The sequence below is a fragment of the Pseudomonas sp. GM30 genome, assembly GCF_000282275.2.
Classification (GTDB): domain Bacteria; phylum Pseudomonadota; class Gammaproteobacteria; order Pseudomonadales; family Pseudomonadaceae; genus Aquipseudomonas.
This window is the reverse complement of the sequence record NZ_AKJP02000032.1, coordinates 47,548-64,636: the sequence shown is the minus strand read 5'-3', so window position 1 is coordinate 64,636 and position 17,089 is coordinate 47,548. Positions and strand designations below refer to the sequence as shown.

General features: G+C 62.0%; 17 protein-coding genes. 9 read left to right on the top strand and 8 right to left on the bottom strand.

The genetic code is table 11. The features are described 5' to 3' along the window. Positions 1-7: 7 nt before the first annotated feature. The 5 genes from PMI25_RS26715 to PMI25_RS26695 are packed head-to-tail and all read right to left on the bottom strand — an operon-like array spanning position 8 to position 5,319. Positions 8-1,030 carry a GlxA family transcriptional regulator gene (locus PMI25_RS26715; protein ID WP_007969279.1) on the bottom strand — a complete coding sequence of 341 codons (1,023 nt, stop codon included), beginning with the start codon at positions 1,028-1,030 and terminating at the stop codon, positions 8-10. Positions 1,031-1,080: 50 nt separating this feature from the next. Next, on the bottom strand, positions 1,081-2,202 hold the full coding sequence (locus PMI25_RS26710) for an agmatine deiminase family protein (protein WP_007969278.1): 1,122 nt from the start codon (positions 2,200-2,202) through the stop codon (positions 1,081-1,083). 47 nt (positions 2,203-2,249) lie between these two features. Further along, positions 2,250-3,353, bottom strand: a complete 1,104-nt coding sequence (locus PMI25_RS26705) for an extracellular solute-binding protein (protein ID WP_007969277.1) — start codon at positions 3,351-3,353, stop codon at positions 2,250-2,252. A gap of 1 nt (position 3,354) precedes the next feature. Continuing rightward, positions 3,355-4,263: an N-carbamoylputrescine amidase gene (gene aguB / locus PMI25_RS26700; protein WP_007969276.1), complete on the bottom strand. Its 909-nt coding sequence runs from the start codon at positions 4,261-4,263 to the stop codon at positions 3,355-3,357. 3 nt (positions 4,264-4,266) lie between these two features. Then, the gene (locus PMI25_RS26695) at positions 4,267-5,319 is read right to left on the bottom strand and encodes an agmatine deiminase family protein (RefSeq protein ID WP_007969274.1); all 1,053 of its coding nucleotides are present in this window, start codon (positions 5,317-5,319) and stop codon (positions 4,267-4,269) included. Positions 5,320-5,454: 135 nt separating this feature from the next. Here PMI25_RS26695 and PMI25_RS26690 point away from each other — a divergent pair, with 135 nt between their 5' ends. Further along, complete coding sequence (locus tag PMI25_RS26690) at positions 5,455-6,321, top strand: LysR substrate-binding domain-containing protein (RefSeq protein WP_007969271.1); 867 nt, start codon at positions 5,455-5,457, stop codon at positions 6,319-6,321. Positions 6,322-6,323: 2 nt separating this feature from the next. On the opposite strand, the gene PMI25_RS26685 is transcribed toward PMI25_RS26690, so the two are convergent. Beyond that, positions 6,324-7,532: a radical SAM protein gene (locus PMI25_RS26685; protein ID WP_238547103.1), complete on the bottom strand. Its 1,209-nt coding sequence runs from the start codon at positions 7,530-7,532 to the stop codon at positions 6,324-6,326. Between the two features lie 45 nt (positions 7,533-7,577). Beyond that, on the bottom strand, positions 7,578-8,504 hold the full coding sequence (locus PMI25_RS26680; protein ID WP_007969268.1) for a LysR family transcriptional regulator: 927 nt from the start codon (positions 8,502-8,504) through the stop codon (positions 7,578-7,580). Positions 8,505-8,626: 122 nt separating this feature from the next. Here PMI25_RS26680 and PMI25_RS26675 point away from each other — a divergent pair, with 122 nt between their 5' ends. The 5 genes from PMI25_RS26675 (at position 8,627) to phnE (ending at position 12,532) form a co-directional block, all read left to right on the top strand. Further along, positions 8,627-9,019, top strand: coding sequence for a RidA family protein (locus PMI25_RS26675; protein ID WP_007969267.1), 393 nt, complete (start codon positions 8,627-8,629; stop codon positions 9,017-9,019). Between the two features lie 270 nt (positions 9,020-9,289). After that, positions 9,290-10,153: a putative selenate ABC transporter substrate-binding protein gene (locus PMI25_RS26670; protein WP_007969266.1), complete on the top strand. Its 864-nt coding sequence runs from the start codon at positions 9,290-9,292 to the stop codon at positions 10,151-10,153. Next, entirely contained in the window at positions 10,150-10,947 is a 798-nt protein-coding gene (locus tag PMI25_RS26665; protein WP_007969264.1) for a phosphonate ABC transporter ATP-binding protein, read from the top strand. Before PMI25_RS26670 ends, PMI25_RS26665 begins: the two co-directional genes overlap by 4 nt. After that, positions 10,941-11,768: a PhnE/PtxC family ABC transporter permease gene (locus PMI25_RS26660; protein WP_007969263.1), complete on the top strand. Its 828-nt coding sequence runs from the start codon at positions 10,941-10,943 to the stop codon at positions 11,766-11,768. The genes PMI25_RS26665 and PMI25_RS26660 overlap by 7 nt, the downstream gene beginning before the upstream one ends. Next, positions 11,765-12,532 (top strand): phosphonate ABC transporter, permease protein PhnE, encoded by a 768-nt coding sequence (gene phnE, locus PMI25_RS26655; protein ID WP_007969262.1) that lies wholly within the window; start codon positions 11,765-11,767, stop codon positions 12,530-12,532. Before PMI25_RS26660 ends, phnE begins: the two co-directional genes overlap by 4 nt. A 10-nt stretch (positions 12,533-12,542) precedes the next feature. Here the strand turns inward: phnE and PMI25_RS26650 are convergent, their stop codons facing one another. Then, positions 12,543-13,316: an AraC family transcriptional regulator gene (locus PMI25_RS26650; RefSeq protein WP_007969261.1), complete on the bottom strand. Its 774-nt coding sequence runs from the start codon at positions 13,314-13,316 to the stop codon at positions 12,543-12,545. A gap of 200 nt (positions 13,317-13,516) precedes the next feature. On the opposite strand from PMI25_RS26650, the gene PMI25_RS26645 reads away from it, so the two are divergent. The 3 genes from PMI25_RS26645 to PMI25_RS26635 are packed head-to-tail and all read left to right on the top strand — an operon-like array spanning position 13,517 to position 17,089. Further along, a complete protein-coding gene (locus PMI25_RS26645) occupies positions 13,517-15,145 on the top strand; it encodes an APC family permease (RefSeq protein WP_007969260.1) in 1,629 nt (542 codons plus the stop codon). A 21-nt stretch (positions 15,146-15,166) separates the two neighbouring features. Further along, on the top strand, positions 15,167-16,093 hold the full coding sequence (locus PMI25_RS26640; protein ID WP_007969259.1) for a 4-hydroxyproline epimerase: 927 nt from the start codon (positions 15,167-15,169) through the stop codon (positions 16,091-16,093). A gap of 48 nt (positions 16,094-16,141) precedes the next feature. Continuing rightward, positions 16,142-17,089: a dihydrodipicolinate synthase family protein gene (locus PMI25_RS26635; RefSeq protein WP_007969258.1), complete on the top strand. Its 948-nt coding sequence runs from the start codon at positions 16,142-16,144 to the stop codon at positions 17,087-17,089.

Here is a 17,089-nt window from a genome sequence, read left to right as displayed (position 1 = left end):
CCTCGGTCTATTTGACCAGGCGTTTTTCCCTGGACGGTCGATAACCGAAAAACGCGCTGTAGCACTTGCTGAAATGGCTCGGCGAAACGAAACCACAGGCTACCAGCACTTCCATCTGCGACAGCTCGGTGTGCTGCAACAGGCGCCGGGCTTCGGTGATGCGCAGTTCCAGGTAATAGCGCTGCGGCGTGGTGCCGAGTTGCTCCTTGAACAAGCGCTCCAGCTGACGCCGCGATCGGCCGGCATACACCGCCAGTTGTTCCAGCTCCAGCGGCTCCTCAAGATTGGCATCCATCAGTTTGACCACCTCGCGCAACGGTGCGCTGACGCAGAGGTTTTCATCCGGTTTGATCCGCCGATAGCGCGACTCCTCGAACGCCAGAATGTCCTCGATGCCTTCGACCAGCGCCTTGCCGTGCAGGCTCTTGATCCAGTCCAGCGCCATATGGAAAGCCCCGGACGGACTCGACGCCGTGAGCCGGTCGCGATCGATCACATAAGGTTCGCTGCTGACCTGGGTGGCTTTGGCAATTTCCGTCAGTGCGGGGCGATGCTCCGGGTGGATCGCGCAACGATAGCCATCGAGCAGTCCGGCGCGGCCGAGAAACCACGCACCGTTCCACAAACCGGCCAGACTGACGCCGCGTTCCGCTGCCGCGCGCAGCAGGTTGCTCAACTCTTCACTGGCCTTCAGCTCAGTGCGGTAGCCGCCGCACACCACCAGCAAGTCCAGATCCCCAAGGCTGGCGGCGCCAATCCGCGCATCCGGACGAATCACCAGCCCCAGATCGCTGATCACCTCACCCTCGCCCAGCCCGAACGTGCGCGAGCTGAACAGTCCGGCGCGCAACAGATTGGCAGTGATGATCGTATCCAGCGCCTGGGTGAAGGCCGGCAGCGAAAAGTGTTCCAGCAACAGAAAACCCGTGCGAGTGAGGCGTGAATCTGCAGATTGCTCATTCAGATAGCGGAGATTTTTACCCTTCATGCCTCCGCTGAATTGACGTCGTTCGATCAAGGTCTGGCCCATCGGTCATGTTGTTATGCGCCGATAGTTGGCTCGATGGGCCAAAGAGTCAATCACGCTTGCGGCTGATGACTGGTCACGCAGTGAATCCCGCCACCACCGGCAGCGATCGCATCGATGTTCAGCAGCTCGACTTTGCGCTCCGGGTACAGCTTCGACAGCAGGTCATAAGCCTTTTTGTCCGCCTCCTTGTCACCGAACTCCGGGGCGATGATCGCGCCGTTGATCACGAAATAGTTGATGTAACCCGCAGCGAAATCCGGGTTGTTCTGGTTGAACTTGCTCTTGCGCGGGTTAAGCGGCGGCGAAATCGTGTGGATCTGCAGCGGGCGACCGTCAGCGTCGGTGGCTTTCTTGAGAATTTCCAGGTGCGCCAGCGTCACCTTGTGATCGTAGGATTCCGGATCATTGTCGAGGTTGGCAATCACCACGCCGGGCTTGATGAACCGCGCATAGAAATCAACGTGGGCGTCGGTGATGTCCTTGCCCTTGATCCCCGGCAGCCAGATGATTTTGCGCAGGCCCAGACGCGCCTTCAATTCAGCCTCGACATCGGCCTTGCTCCAGCCCGGATTGCGGTTGCTGTTGATCCAGCTGCTCTCGGTCATGATCCCGGTGCCGTGGCCATCGACTTCGATACCGCCACCCTCGCCCACCAGTTCACTGCGCAGGTACGTCGCCTGTGCGTCGCTGGCCACCCGAGCGGCGATCTTCGCGTCCTTGCTGTGCCGCTGCTTGTTGCCCCACCCATTGAAATTGAAGTCCACCGCGCCAAGCCCGCCTTTTTCATCGATGACAAAATTGGCGCCGATGTCGCGCATCCAGATGTCGTCGAGCGCGGCGGTCACGTAGGTGACGTTGCGGGTGCCGCAATACGCTTCGGCGAGGCTGCGTTCGCCGCTGCGACACAACACTGTGACCGGTTCATATACGGCAATGGTGCGGGCGATGCGGCCCAGCGCGGCCTGCACATCCGCGGTGAAATCTTCCCAGATTGCGTCCTGCGCGCCGAAAGCGATGAAGGCGCGCTCGTGCCTGTCACCCTCATCGGGCATGAACCACGCCCCTGCGCTGGCCGCCAGCAATCTGCCCGGCGCCAGGCCGAGGCCCATGACCGCGGCGCTGACACCGGCGGCAACCGATAGCTGTTTGATGAACTCACGACGTGTCGACATCTCTGGTTTTCCTGAAAAGGGCCGGCGACCGGGCGCCGGCGGTTGAATCATGGGTGGGTGGCGGTTTTGAATTTGGTCCAGGTGCGCATCCGTGCACGCATGTCGGCCTGGGGTATGTCCTTGCCCGGGATCAATCGAGCATAGGTCGCCTCGTCGAGGTAGATGTCCGGGTTGTTGCGCATTGCCGCATCGACGCTGGCCCGTGCCTTGGCGTTGGAAGTCGGGTAACCGGTGAAGTTACTGATCGCCGCCATATTCTGCGGGCGCATCACGAAGTTGATGAACGCGTAGGCGTATTCCGGGTGTTTCGCATCGACGGGAATCGCCATGGTGTCCATCCACACCGTGGTGCCTTCGCGGGGGATGCGGTACTCGAATTTCGTGGTCTTGCCAGCGCTGTCCGAGGTGCGCTGGGCTTGGGTCATGTCGCCGCTGTAACCCAGCGACAGGCACAGGTTGCCGTTGACCAGATCAGTCACCGGTTGCGACTGGAACTTGCGCACGTACGGCCGCAGCTTCATCAGCACCTCACTGGCCGCCGCCAGATCCGCCGGTTTCGCGCTGCGCGGATCGCGCCCCAGATAATTGAGCACCACCGCCAGCACTTCATCCGGCGAGTCGATCAGCGAAATCCCGCAATCGGCAAACTTCGCCGCCAGCTCCGGTTTGAACAGCATATCCAGGCTGTTGACCGGCGCGTCGGCCATACGCTGCTTGATCTGCGCCGCGTTGTAGGTAAGGCCGATGGTGCCCCAGGTGTAGGGCACGGTGGCTTTGCTGGAATGCTCGTAGTGGCTGCGCAATTTCTGCAGACCGGGTTCGATGTCGGCCGTCTCCGTGAGCTTCGATGGGTCCAGCGGCATCAGGCTGCCGGCACGCATCAGGCGCTCGGCCACGGTATCGCCGGGGAAGATCAGGTCGTAGCCGCTACCGCCAGAAAGCATTTTCGCTTCAAGGGTTTCGCTGCCGTCCATGACGTCGTAGATCACCTTGATCCCGGTTTCCGCGGTGAAACGGCTCAGGGTGTCTTCGGCAAAATAATCGGCCCAGTTGTACAGGCGCAGGGTTTTGTCCTCGGCATGCAGCGCCGGGATCACGCAAGTCAGGGCCAGGCCCAGAACGCCGAGCAGTCGTTTGTGATGCGTAGCCATATCAAACCCCTTGTGCGTTCCAGCGTGCGTGAAGGTTGCGACCATCCTGACTGAGCAGTGCGCCATACATGTCCGGGCGCCGGTCACGGTAGATGCCCCAGCTCAGCCGTTCTTCGCGCATCGCATCGAGGTCGAGGCCGTGCACCAGCACGCCCGTGCTGTCGCGGTCGGCTTCGGCGAGCAACTTGCCCTTGTGATCGCTGATGAATGACGAACCGTAGAAGCTCATCTGCAGCGACGGATCGGTGCTCGCCACTTCGCGCCCGACCCGGTTGGCGGCCACCACCGGCAATAGATTGGCAGCGGCATGGCCGCGCATGGTCATCTGCCAGTGATCGCGCGAGTCCAGCGCCGCGCAGCCCGGCTCAGAGCCAATGGCCGTGGGAAACAGCAACACTTCAGCGCCCATCAACGCCAGACAACGCGCGGTCTCGGGAAACCACTGATCCCAGCAGATGCCCACGCCGAGACGGCCGAACGCGGTGTCCCACACGCGGAAACCGCTGTCGCCGGGGCTGAAATATTCCTTCTCCTGATAACCGATGGCGTTGGGGATGTGGGTCTTGCGATACACCCCCGACAGACGCCCGTCGGCATCGGCCACGGTGAGCGAATTGAAATACGCGTTGCCGGCCTGCTCGAACCAGCTCAGCGGCAGCACCACGCTCAGCTCTTTGGCCAGCGCGGCGAAACGCTGCAGCACGCGGCTGTCACGATATTCCTCGGCCAGCGCGAGATGTTTGTGGCTCTGTTCGATACAGAAATACGGCGTGGCGAACAGCTCCTGCAACAGGATCACCTGCGCGCCCTTCGCGGCCGCCTCACGCACCAGTTGCTCGGCTTGATCGAGGTTGCGCGGCAGGTCCCAGGTGCACGGCATCTGGGTGGTGGCGATAGTCAGATGGCTCATCGCTCAACCCTCCACTGGCCAGGCGGGTTGTTGCTGGGTGATGCAATGCACCCCGCCGCCGCCATGGGCCAGATGATTGATACGCACCGGCACCACTTCGCGTCCGGGGAATGCCTGCGCCAGCACTTTCGCCGCCGCCTCGTCGGCCTCGATGCCGTAAGCCGGCATGATGATCGCGCCGTTGGCGATGTAGAAATTGGTGTACGAGGCGCAGAACACTTCAGCTTCGCTGTCCACCGCTTCGCTGGCTTCGTAGAGTTCGATCAGCTCGAACTTGCGGCCCTGTGCGTCGGTCGCCAGTTCCAGTGCGCGGCGGTTTTCCCGGGTCACTTCGGCGTACACCGAGCTCTTGTCGTGGGTGGCATCCACCAGCAACACGCCGGGCCGGGCGAAGGCGCAGACGCCATCGACGTGGCCGTCGGTCATGTCACCGGTGACGTAATCCGGATCACCCGGCAGCCAGATGGTTTTCTTCACGCCAAGCAGACGACTGAAAATCTCTTCCATTTCAGCCTTGCCAATCCCCGGATTGCGGTTGGGGTTGAGCAGCACCGACTCGGTGGTGATCAGCGTGCCTTCGCCATCGACATGAATCGCCCCGCCCTCGTTGCTCAGCGGCGTGCCGAAACATTCCAGCCCCAGATGATTGAGCGCGCGCCGCGCCAGGCTTTCATCCAGCTCATGCGCCGACTTGCCGCCCCAGGCGTTGAAGCGCCAGCTGACACCGGCCAGCCCTTGTTGCGGGTGGCAGACGAAGCTCGGGCCGGAGTCGCGGCACCAGCTGTCGTTGACCGCCAGCGGGATCAGCTCGATGTTCGGCCCGCACAGGGCTTTGGCGCTCGCTACCGCCGAGGGATCGACGACCATTTTCACCGGCTCGAATCGCGCGATGGCGTTGGCGACCCGGGCGAAATCCTCCTGCACGAGCGGTAAGGTCACGCGCCAGCCCGACTCCCACAGCGCCTGGTTATGCGGCCAGACCATCCACGTCGCCGCGTGCGTTACCCATTCGGCAGGCATCATCCAAGCGTTATTGTTATTCTCGTTGCGCGGCATGACAAGCACCTCTCGATTAAGCCATTGTGTTCAATGGAAATTGCCGTGATTTGGCGTGAGGTGAATGCTACGGCGCCGGAACGACACCAACAAACGATGGATTTAGCGCACAACTGATTAGAGGAACTTATCTATATGCTCAAGCATTGGCCGCCGCTCAGCTCCCTGCGCGGCTTCGAAGCGGCTGCTCGTCTGGGCAGTTTTCACAAGGCCGCCGATGAGCTGAGCCTCACCCAATCGGCGATCAGCCAGCAGATCCGCAGCCTTGAGGCGTACCTCGAACAACCGCTGTTCTTTCGCAGCGGTCGCAGCGTGTCGCTGACCGATGCCGGCCACGATCTGCTCAGCACCACCCAGGCGATGCTCCAGCAACTGGCCGTCGGCATCCGCCGTCTGGGCCAATATCAGAAACCCAATCAACTGGTGCTCAACACCACGCCAGCGTTCGCCCGGCACTGGCTGCTGCCGCGTCTGGCGGATTTTCGGCGCCAGCATCCGCAAGTCGACCTGTGGATTTTCAGCACCGACGAGGTACCGGACATGGCCACGCAAACCATCGATCTGGCGGTGCGCGACGACATCAGCTCCCAGGCCGAATGCAGCTTCAAGGTGCTGCATGCCGACCGCCTGTTTCCAGCGTGTCATCCCGGCGTGTTGGCGCAACCTGCCGCGCAGCGCACCACCCTGCACGGTGAGCGGGAAATGGACTGGAGCCATTGGGCGGTGGAGGCCGGCGTCGATGTCGGGCAGCAGGATCAGGGGCTGAATTTTTCCGATCCGGGTTTGTTGCTCGATGCCGCTGCGGCAGGGCTTGGCATTGCGCTGGTCAGCCAGTTGCTCAGCCGTCAGGCGCGGGACACGGGGTTGCTGCAACCGTTGGTGGAGCAAACCATTCGTGGCCCGAACTGGGCGCTGTTGACCCATCGTGACAGCGAGAATGACCCGATGGCGCGCAGCTTCACCGAGTGGCTGAGCACTCGGCTGGCAACGCCCGATCAATAATCTCAGACGACCGTGAGATAACCCGCACCGAGCCTGCCTTCCAGACGTCCGTACAGCAGGTAATGTTGATAACCACTGGTAAAGGCACCCGTGGAGATCGCGTTCTTGACGTCCTGATTCATCTGAAGATATTGCGCTTCGTCGAAATTCTCGGCACTGACTTCACCGTCGCGCCCAAGCTTGTCACTCGCGACTGGAAGGCCAATGGCGCTACGCTTGCGAAAATCGATGATGCGGTTGATTGCGTGAGCTTCCATTGCCCCCTGACTCGGGGTCATTGCGTAGTGGTGCAAGCCATTTGCTGCGCAACGATTGCACATATCGACGCAGTTTTCTTGAGTCGACTTGAGTCGAGTCAGTTGCGGCAAAGGCAGGTCCAGATACTTGCCGACCTGATATTCAGTCTGATTGAAAATACTGCAACACAGCACTGTATTTCCGTTGCAGTCCAGCACCAGCCAATCGTCCTTGAGCGAGCACGCCTTTTTTGGATAATGCCGAATCAGATTGACCAGATCGTCGTAAGGCGGCAGCGCCAGCCTTTCCAGCGTTTGATGATCAACATCCGTGACAGAGACATCACGCTCGACAATCGCCAGGGTCTTCTCCAGCGGCATCATCACGGAATAACCGGTCGCGAACTTGAAACCCAGGCCTTCACTGAATTCGCGCATCAGCGCTTCTTCGTCGATGTTGTCCAGATAGCGGTGGTAGTACACCTCGACCAGAGTATCCAACCCCTCTCGTTGCTTGATCTCGTGCAACTTGAGCATGTTCTGTTTGACGACTTCGATGTCGCCACCCGCATGCCCTTTCTCGTAGGTTTCCTGGTAAAACCCAGAGAGAGAAATACGGAAAAACCATGGGTTGGCGAGCAACGCGACTTCCATGTTCTTGGCCAGATTCAGATTGGAACTGATACCGCAACGCAAGCCAGCGGCATTGACGATCTCGACAAACTCACCGATTCGCGGATGAATCAACGGCTCTGTCCAGTTATAAAGAAAAATCGATTTGACCCCCTCGACCCGGGCCTTCTCGACGATCTTCCTGAACATGTCGATTTGCATGGCTTTCTTGAAATTGACGTTTTCCGAGTTACCCATCGGGCACGAGGGGCAGCTCAAATTGCACGCACCCACAATATCGATGTACATATTCATGACGAATGAAACTCCTTGAGTGAATAGCGGTGCATCCAGAGCCGCCAATGGCGGTATTCACCGTCAAAACGCTATTTATTTGACTGTCCTGGTTTACGCTTCAGCAAGTTCCGGGCCATTGCCATGCAACGCCATCAACTCCATCACCCAATCGATAAAGACCCTGAGCTTTTGGCTGACATGCCGGTTCGGCGCGTATGCCACATAGAGCGGCATCGGCTCAAGTTGCCAGTCCTCGAGCAGCGCCACCAACTCGCCCCGAGAATGATGTGCGTGCGCCATGTACCTGGGCAACCACAGCACACCCATGCCGGCCAGCCCTGCCGCAAGGTAGGCGTTGCCGTCATCCACGGCGAGCACGTGGCGCCCCTTGATCTGCAGGTGTTCGCTGCCGTTGTGCAAGGCGTAAGGCACCGGCTTGCCGGTGCGCGCCCAGAGAAATCCGACCACCCGATGATGCGAGTCTTCCAGCTCACGCGGGTGCTGCGGCGTACCGGCACGGGCCAGATAACTCGGCGCGGCGAAGACCCCGAGTTGAAGATCGGCGACCCGCCGCGCCATGAGTGACTGGTCGAGCAGTTCGCCGCCGCGCACCACGCAATCGACGTTCTCATCAATGATGTCGACGATCCGGTCGCTGACGCCCATATCGATCTGGATTTCCGGGTAGCGCTGGTGAAACATCGGCAGTGCCGGAATCAGAATCAGCCGTGCCAGCGGGCTCGGCACATCCACCCGCAAACGCCCCCTGGGCAGGGCCGACGCGCCGGTCAGGCTAGTTTCGGCATCGTCCATACCGGCCAACAGCCTGATCACCCGCTGGTAATAGATCGCGCCATCGGCAGTGACGTTGACCTTGCGTGTGGTGCGGTTGAGCAACTTGACCCGCAGCCGTGCTTCCAGCTGCTGGATGAGTTGGGTCACCGTAGTCTTGCTCATGTGCAAGGTCTCGGCAGCCTTGGTGAAGCTGCCCGCCTCGACCACCCGGGCGAACGCCTGCATTGCATCGAAACGGTCCACTTTGCGCCCTCGGATTGTTTGGAATCTGCAAACAGTGAACGCCAAGCTTGCGCGTTTATCGCCACGGCGCAAGTCCCTACAGTCACTCCATCAACAACCACCAAACAATGATGGAGACACCCATGACCCAGCGCGACGTCGTTTTCCCGCCAGCCCGCCATGCGCTTTACGAGCGGCATCGCTATTCGCCGGCGATTCGTTCCAACGGTTTTCTGTTCGTCTCGGGGCAAGTCGGCAGCCGTGAAGATGGTTCGCCCGAACCGGAGCTGCAGGACCAGGTGCGCCTGGCCTTCAACAACCTCAATGCGATTCTCGATGCCGCCGGTTGCAGCTTTGCCGACGCGGTGGACGTCACGGTGTTCATGATCGATCCACAATCGACCTTCGAAACCATCTGGGAAGTGGTACCGGAGTTCTGGGGCCGTGCACCGTATCCGACGATTACCGCAGTCGGCGTGACCTGGCTGGCCGGGTTTCAGTTCGAGATCAAGGTGATTGCCAAAATTCCCGTGTAGGCGCTGCGGCACGCTGCGATCTTTTGATCTTCAATCGAAACGCAAAGATCGCAGCCTCGTTTCACTCGACAGCTCCTACAGGGTTTTGCGGGGTCACAGCGGCAGTGGGCTGCAGGAAATGTGGAGCAAAACATCACCGGACAAGCGCGCTGGCCTTTCACCGCACGCCTGCGTATAACCTCGCCGTTTCGTCTAACCTGATTGAGCGCCCAGCCGCGACACCTCGCGTCGTGGCGCTTAGAATGCGACGCTCATGAAACGGAGATTTCCATGCTCAAACGAACCCTGGCACTGACTGCTGGTCTGGCCCTGTCTTTTTCTGCTCTGGTGGCGCATGCCGCCGATGTGTTGCGGGTCAGCGCGATTCCTGACGAAGCCCCGACCGAATTGCTGCGCAAGTTCGAGCCGCTCGGTGCTTACCTGGAGCAGCAGTTGGGCATGAAAGTGCAGTTCGTTCCTGTGGCGGACTATCCGGCGGTGGTTGAAGCGCTGGCGACCGATCGCCTCGACATGGCCTGGCTGGGCGGTTTCACTTTTGTTCAGGCACGCCTGAAGACCGACGCCACTACCCCGGTGATCCCGCTGGTGCAGCGCGAGCAGGATGCGCAGTTCACCAGCAAATTCATCAGCGCCGACCCGAACGTGAAGAGCCTGGCCGACCTCAAGGGCAAGACCTTTGCCTTCGGCTCGGTGTCATCGACCTCCGGTAGCCTGATGCCGCGCTACTTCATGCTGAAGAACGACAACATCAAGCCGGAAGCCTATTTCAGCCGCGTCGCCTATTCCGGCGCGCATGACGCCACCGTCGCCTGGGTTCAGGCCGGCAAGGTCGATGCCGGTGTCTTGAACGCCAGCGTCTGGCAGAAACTGGTGGACGCCGGCAAGGTCGATACCAGCAAGGTGCATGTGTTCGCCACCACCCCGGCCTACTTCGATTACAACTGGACCGTGCGCGGCACCCTTGACCCGGCGCTGGCGGCGAAGATCAAGAAAGCCTTCCTCGACCTCGACCCGGCCAACCCCGAGCAGAAGAAGATTCTGGATCTGCAGGCGGCCAGCCGCTTCATCGACACCAAGCCCGAAAACTACAAGGGCATCGAGGAAGCTGCTCGCGCTGCCGACCTGCTGAAATGACCCTGAGCCTTACACAAGCCCGTCTGCACCACACCAACGGGGTCGATGCGCTGCGTGGCGTCGACCTGCAGATTGGCGCCGGTGAGCAGGTGGTAATCATCGGTCCGTCCGGGGCCGGTAAATCCAGTCTGTTGAACCTGCTGGCCACCGCATTGCGCCCCAGCAGCGGTGAAATCGAGGTGCTGGGCGAACGCCCCTGGCACCTCTCCGCCCGCCAGCGCCAACGCCTGCGTGCGCGCATCGGCCTGGTGCATCAAGCCCCACCGCTGCCGCCGCGCCAACGGGTGGTGACGGCAGTGCTGGCCGGCAAACTCGGCCAGTGGAGTTTGGGCAAGAGCCTGCTGAATCTGCTGCACCCGACGGATATCCCCGGCGCCCGTGCGGCCCTCGCCCGCCTGGATCTGGGCGACAAACTTTTCGCTTACTGCCAGCAATTGTCCGGTGGCCAATTGCAGCGCGTGGGCATTGCCCGGGTGCTGTATCAGGCACCGGAGATTCTGCTGGCGGACGAACCGGTGTCGGCGATGGACCCGGTGTTGGCCGGGCACACCCTGTCGATCCTCTCGCAGCATGCCCGGGCACATAACGTCACGCTGGTGGCGAGTCTGCACGCGGTGGAACTGGCGCTCGCGCATTTCCCGCGCATCATCGGTTTGCGCGATGGCCAGATCCTGTTCGACAGCCCGGCCGAACAGGTCAGCCGCGAGATGCTTGATGCGCTGTACGCCAACGAGCAATTGCAAAGCCCGACGACGCCGAGTGCGCCGCTGATTGTGCAGATCCCGCGATGCTGAGGGCTGACTCACGCGACCCGGCCGCCGCGCCGCGATTATTGCTGACCCTGCTGGCGCTGGCCTTGCTGTGGCCGGGCATCCAGCTCAGCGAACTGGACCTTGGCGTGCTGCTGCACAGCGACAGCCAGACCGAAATGGGCCGTTTCATCTCCGGGTTCTGGCCACCGGCGCATGACCACGACTTTCTCCAGTTGCTGTTCAAGGCGACCCTGCAAACCCTGGCCATCGCCACCGCCGGCATGGCTCTGGCGCTGTTGCTGGCGGTACCGGCCAGTCTGATTGCCAGCCGCGCACTGTCGTTGTCGGCGGCGTCCCGCAGCGGCATTCCCAGTCGGCTCGGACGCTTGCTGCGCTGGCCGGTGCGCGGGCTGCTGATCTTCTTGCGCAGCGTGCCAGAAATCGTCTGGGCGCTGCTGTTCGTGCGTGCCGTGGGCCTCGGCCCGGCGGCCGGTGTGCTGGCGATCGCCATCACCTACAGCGGCATGCTCGGCAAGGTCTACGCGGAGATTTTCGAGTCCACCGACCAGCGTCCGGCCCATGCCCTGATGCAGGCCGGCAGCGGACGGCTCGCGGCGTTTGCCTACGGGATTCTGCCGAATGTCGCGGCGGAGCTGCTGTCGTACACGGTGTATCGCTGGGAGTGCGCGATTCGGGCGTCGGTGGTGATGGGGTTTGTCGGCGCCGGTGGCCTCGGTCAGCAGATCGATCTGTCGCTGCGCATGTTCGCCAGCGGTGAAGTGGCGAGCATGTTGTTGACCTTCCTGATCCTGGTGCTCGGTGCCGACCAACTCAGCCGTCTGCTGCGCTGGAGGCTGACATGAATCGCCTGATCAATCTGTTGCTGATCGTCGGCATTGGCGTCGCGGTCATCGCCTCGTTCGGTTACCTCGAACTCGACCTCGGTGAACTGGGCAGCGCCACCAGCCTCAAGCAGATGGGCGCCTACGCACAGCGCTTTCTCAGCCCGGACCTGAGCGCCACGCACCTGCAGGCGATCCTCAAGGGCGCGCTGGAAACCCTCGCCATGTCGGCCCTCGGCACCCTGCTCGCAGCGGTATTCGGCATCCTCCTCGCGCTGCCTGCCGCCGGTCGTTTCGGCTGGCCGCTGCAAAGCGCTTCGCGGCTGCTACTCAATGGTCTGCGGGCGATTCCGGAACTGGTGTGGGCGGCGTTGATGGTACTCGCCGCCGGCCTCGGCCCGAATGCCGGCACCCTGGCGCTGGCCCTGCACACCACCGGGGTGCTCGGCCGTTTGTTCGCCGAAGCGCTGGAAAACACCCCGCCGGAACCGGCCGAAGCGATCCGCTTGCAGGGCGGCAATCCGGTGCTAGCGTTCTGCTACGGCACCCTGCCCAACCTCGCCCCGCAATTGCTCGCGTATTGTCTGTATCGCTGGGAAAACAACATCCGCATGGCCAGTGTGCTGGGCTTTGTCGGTGCCGGTGGTTTGGGGCAGATGCTGTATGTCAGCCTCAGCCTGTTTCAGGAAGCGCAGGCGAGCACGGTGATTCTGGCGATGCTGATTCTGGTGCTGGGCGTGGATTCGCTGAGTGCCTGGAGTCGGCAGCGCTGGGTCAAGGCCTGACGGGCAAGCCTCACTGCCCCGTCGCCAACCGATACTGGCGCGGGGTGAATCCGGTCGATGCTTTGAACTGCCGGGTGAAGGCGCTGTGGTCGGTATACCCGCACTGCAGCGCCACTTCGGTGATCGGCAGGTCGCCGTGCAACAGCCGATGCGCATGCTCAAGGCGCACTTTCTGGATCATCTGCCGCGGCGTCAGGTGGAACACCCGCTTGCAGTAACGCTCCAGTTGCGCCACGGAAATCCCGGCGATGCGCGTCAGTTCGCTCAGGCTGACGCGCTGATTGAAATTCGCCCGGATGTACTCGTCCACCGCCGCCAGCCGCTGATACGCCGGATGGGTTTCGCTGGCAGTTTGCAGGTCGACGGAAATACCGACCAGGCCGATGATCCGGTTGTCGCGGTCGTACAGCGGGCGCTTGTGGGTCAGGCACCAACCCGGTTCGCGGCTGCCGTACAGATGCAACTCCAGCTGATCCTCCAGCACCAATCCCTCTTCCAGCACGCGCCGATCCTGCTCGGTGTAGCCCGGACCCAATTGCGCCGGAAACACCTCGGCGCTGGTCTTGCCCAGTAACGGCCGCAGGTCTTTCAAACCGCAGCGCTGCACCAGCGTCTGGTTGGCCATGACGTAGCGCGCCTGCAGATCCTTGATGAAGATCGCCGCGTTGGGAATCACATCCAGCATGGGCAACAGCAGCGCCATGCTGGCGAGCAGATCGTCGAGGCATTGCGGTCGGCTCGCTTCGTTGTGCTGGCTCAGGATCGCAAACGCGTTCTGCGGCATGCCTCTCACTCCCCACTCTGCGCATTGACTTGCGCGCAGATTGCCCGATGGCCGACAGCCTGTCGAGCCGGGCCTTTGCCACTGGCCATTGTGCTGATTTCGTCATCGTCACCGGCAAAAAACATCAATCGCCCATCGCCTGATGAGTTCACTGTAGCGCCACTGCACGCCCCTCCAACAACCAACAAGAAGGCGACGCTATGACAGGCCAAGGCAAGTTCAAGAAACAACTTTCACTGATAGACCTCACGTTCATCGGACTGGGGGCGATCTTCGGTTCGGGCTGGTTGTTCGCCGCCAGTCACGTGTCGGCCATCGCCGGCCCGGCGGGGATCTTTTCCTGGCTGCTCGGTGGTTTCGCCGTGTTGCTGCTGGGCATCGTCTACTGCGAATTGGGTGCCGCACTGCCGCGTGCCGGCGGCGTGGTGCGCTACCCGGTTTACTCCCACGGCCCGCTGCTCGGTTACCTGATGGGCTTCATCACGCTGATCGCGTTTTCCAGCCTGGTGGCGATCGAAGTGGTCGCCTCGCGGCAATATGCGGCGGCGTGGTTTCCCGAGTTGACCAAGGTCGGCTCCAGCGACCCGACCGTGCTCGGCTGGTTCGTGCAGTTCGGGTTGTTGTGCCTGTTTTTCCTGCTCAACTACCGCAGTGTGAAGACCTTCGCCATGGCCAACAATCTGGTCAGCGTATTCAAGTTCATCGTGCCGCTGCTGGTGATCGGCGTGTTGTTCACCTTTTTCAAACCGGCCAATTTCCAGGTCCAGGGCTTTGCGCCGTTCGGTCTGTCCGGCATCGAAATGGCCGTGTCGGCCGGCGGGGTGATCTTCGCCTATCTGGGCCTGACGCCGATCATTTCCGTGGCCAGTGAAGTGAAGAATCCGCAACGCACGATTCCGATTGCGCTGATCCTGTCGGTGCTGCTGTCCACCGCGATCTACGTGCTGCTGCAAACCGCGTTCCTCGGTGGCATCCCGACTGAAATGCTCGCCAATGGCTGGGCCGGCGTCGCCAAGGAACTGGCTCTGCCGTATCGCGACATCGCCCTGGCACTGGGCGTTGGCTGGCTGGCGTATCTGGTGGTGGCCGACGCGGTGATCTCGCCCAGCGGCTGCGGCAACATCTACATGAACGCCACGCCGCGAGTGATCTACGGCTGGGCGCAGACCGGGACGTTCTTCAAGATCTTCACCCGCATCGATGAGAAGTCCGGCATCCCCCGCCCGGCACTGTGGCTGACCTTTGGCCTGTCGGTGTTCTGGACCCTGCCGTTCCCGTCGTGGGAAGCGTTGATCAACGTTGTCTCTGCCGCGCTGGTATTGAGCTATGCGGTGGCCCCGGTGTCGGTGGCCGCACTGCGCCGCAGCGCGCCGGACATGCCGCGTCCGTTCCGGGTCAAGGGCATGAGCGTGCTCGGGCCACTGTCGTTCATCATCGCCGCGCTGATCGTCTACTGGTCGGGCTGGGGCACCGTGTCGTGGTTGCTCGGCCTGCAAATCCTGATGTTTGTCATCTACCTGTTGTGCGGGCGCATGGTGCCGACCGCGCACCTCAATCTGGGTCAGCAAGTGCGTTCTTCGGCGTGGTTGATCGGCTTCTACGCGGTGACCATCGTCCTCTCCAAGCTCGGCAGTTTCGGTGGTATCGGCGTGCTCAGTCATCCGTTCGACACGGTGATCGTCGCAGTCTGCGCGCTGGGCATCTACTACTGGGGCGCCGCCACCGGCGTACCGGCACACCTGATTCGTCTGGAAAACGAGGACGACGAAAGCGAAGCCGCTGAATCCTCCACCCCTTCGGCAACGGGCCAACGCCCTGCTCACGCCTGACTTCATTCAAGGGACGAACCCATGAAACGACTGCACATCATCGATTCCCATACCGGCGGCGAACCGACGCGCCTGGTGATGAAGGGCTTCCCCGAGCTGCCCGGCCACAGCATCGCCGAGAAGCGCGATGCCTTGCGCGAAGGCCACGATCAATGGCGCCGCGCCTGTCTGCTGGAGCCGCGCGGCAACGACGTGCTGGTCGGCGCGCTGTACTGCGCGCCGGTGTCGCCGGACGCCACCTGCGGGGTGATTTTCTTCAACAACGCCGGCTACCTCGGCATGTGCGGCCACGGCACCATCGGCCTGGTCAACTCGCTGCATTACCTGGGACAGATCGAACCGGGCGTGCACCAGATCGACACCCCGGTCGGCCCGGTCAGCGCCACCCTGCACGAGGACGGCGCGGTGACTTTGGGCAATGTTCCGGCCTGGCGCTACCGCAAACAGGTGCCGGTGGACGTGCCCGGTTACGGTCGCGTGCTCGGCGACATCGCCTGGGGCGGCAACTGGTTTTTCCTCGTCTCCGAACATGGTCAGGACCTGCAGATGAGCAACGTCGAAGCCCTCACCGAGTACACCTGGGCGATGCTCAAGGCTCTCGAAGCCCAAGGCATCCACGGCGAGGACGGCGCGTTGATCGACCACGTCGAACTGTTTGCCGACGATGCCAATGCCGACAGCCGCAACTTCGTCATGTGCCCCGGCAAAGCCTACGACCGCTCGCCCTGCGGCACCGGCACCAGCGCCAAACTGGCCTGCCTGGCCGCTGACGGCAAACTCGCCGAAGGCCAGGTCTGGACGCAAGCGAGCATCACCGGCAGCCAGTTCGAAGGCCGCTTCGAATGGCACGGCGAGCGCGTACGCCCGTTCATTACCGGCCGCGCCTACATGACCGCCGACGCCACCCTGCTGATCGACGAGCAGGACCCTTTCGCCTGGGGCATCTGAGCCCCGCTTTTCTACCGATCCGAATGAATGTCCCGAGGAGCTACAACAATGAGCGATAACATCTTCACTGGCTGCATTCCCGCGCTGATGACCCCGTGCACCGCTGCACGCAAACCTGACTTCGACGCGCTGGTGGCCAAAGGTCGCGAGCTGATCGATATCGGCATGAGCGCGGTGGTTTACTGCGGATCGATGGGCGACTGGCCGCTGCTGACCGAGGCTGAGCGTCAGGAAGGCGTGGCGCGTCTGGTCGCCGCCGGCGTACCAACCATCGTCGGTACTGGCGCGGTCAACAGCCGTGAAGCGGTGTCCCATGCAGCGCACGCCGCGAAAGTCGGCGCCCATGGCCTGATGGTGATTCCACGCGTGCTGTCCCGAGGTGCCTCGGCTACCGCACAAAAAGCCCACTTCGCCGCGATCCTCAACGCCGCGCCAAACCTGCCGGCAGTGATCTACAACAGCCCTTACTACGGCTTCGCCACCCGCGCCGAGCTGTTCTTCGAACTGCGTCGTGAACACCCGAACCTGATCGGCTTCAAGGAGTTCGGTGGTGGCGCCGACTTGCGCTACGCCGCCGAAAACATCACCTCGCAGGACGATGCCGTGACCCTGATGGTCGGTGTCGATACGCAAGTGGTGCACGGCTTCGTCAACTGCAACGCCACCGGCGCGATCACCGGTATCGGCAACGCCCTTCCCCGCGAAGTGCTGCAACTGGTGGCGCTGAGCAAGCAAGCGGCCAAGGGCGACGCCAAGGCCCGGCGTCTGGCGCGCGAACTGGAAGCGGCGCTGGCGGTGCTGTCGTCGTTCGACGAAGGCTGCGATCTGGTGCTGTATTACAAGCATTTGATGGTGCTCAACGGCGACCGCGAATACGCCCCGCACTTCAACGAAACCGACGCCCTCAGCGATGCCCAGCGGCGTTACGCCGAGACCCAGTACGCGCTGTTCCGTCAGTGGTACAAAAACTGGTCCGCGGAACAGAACCTCGCCTGA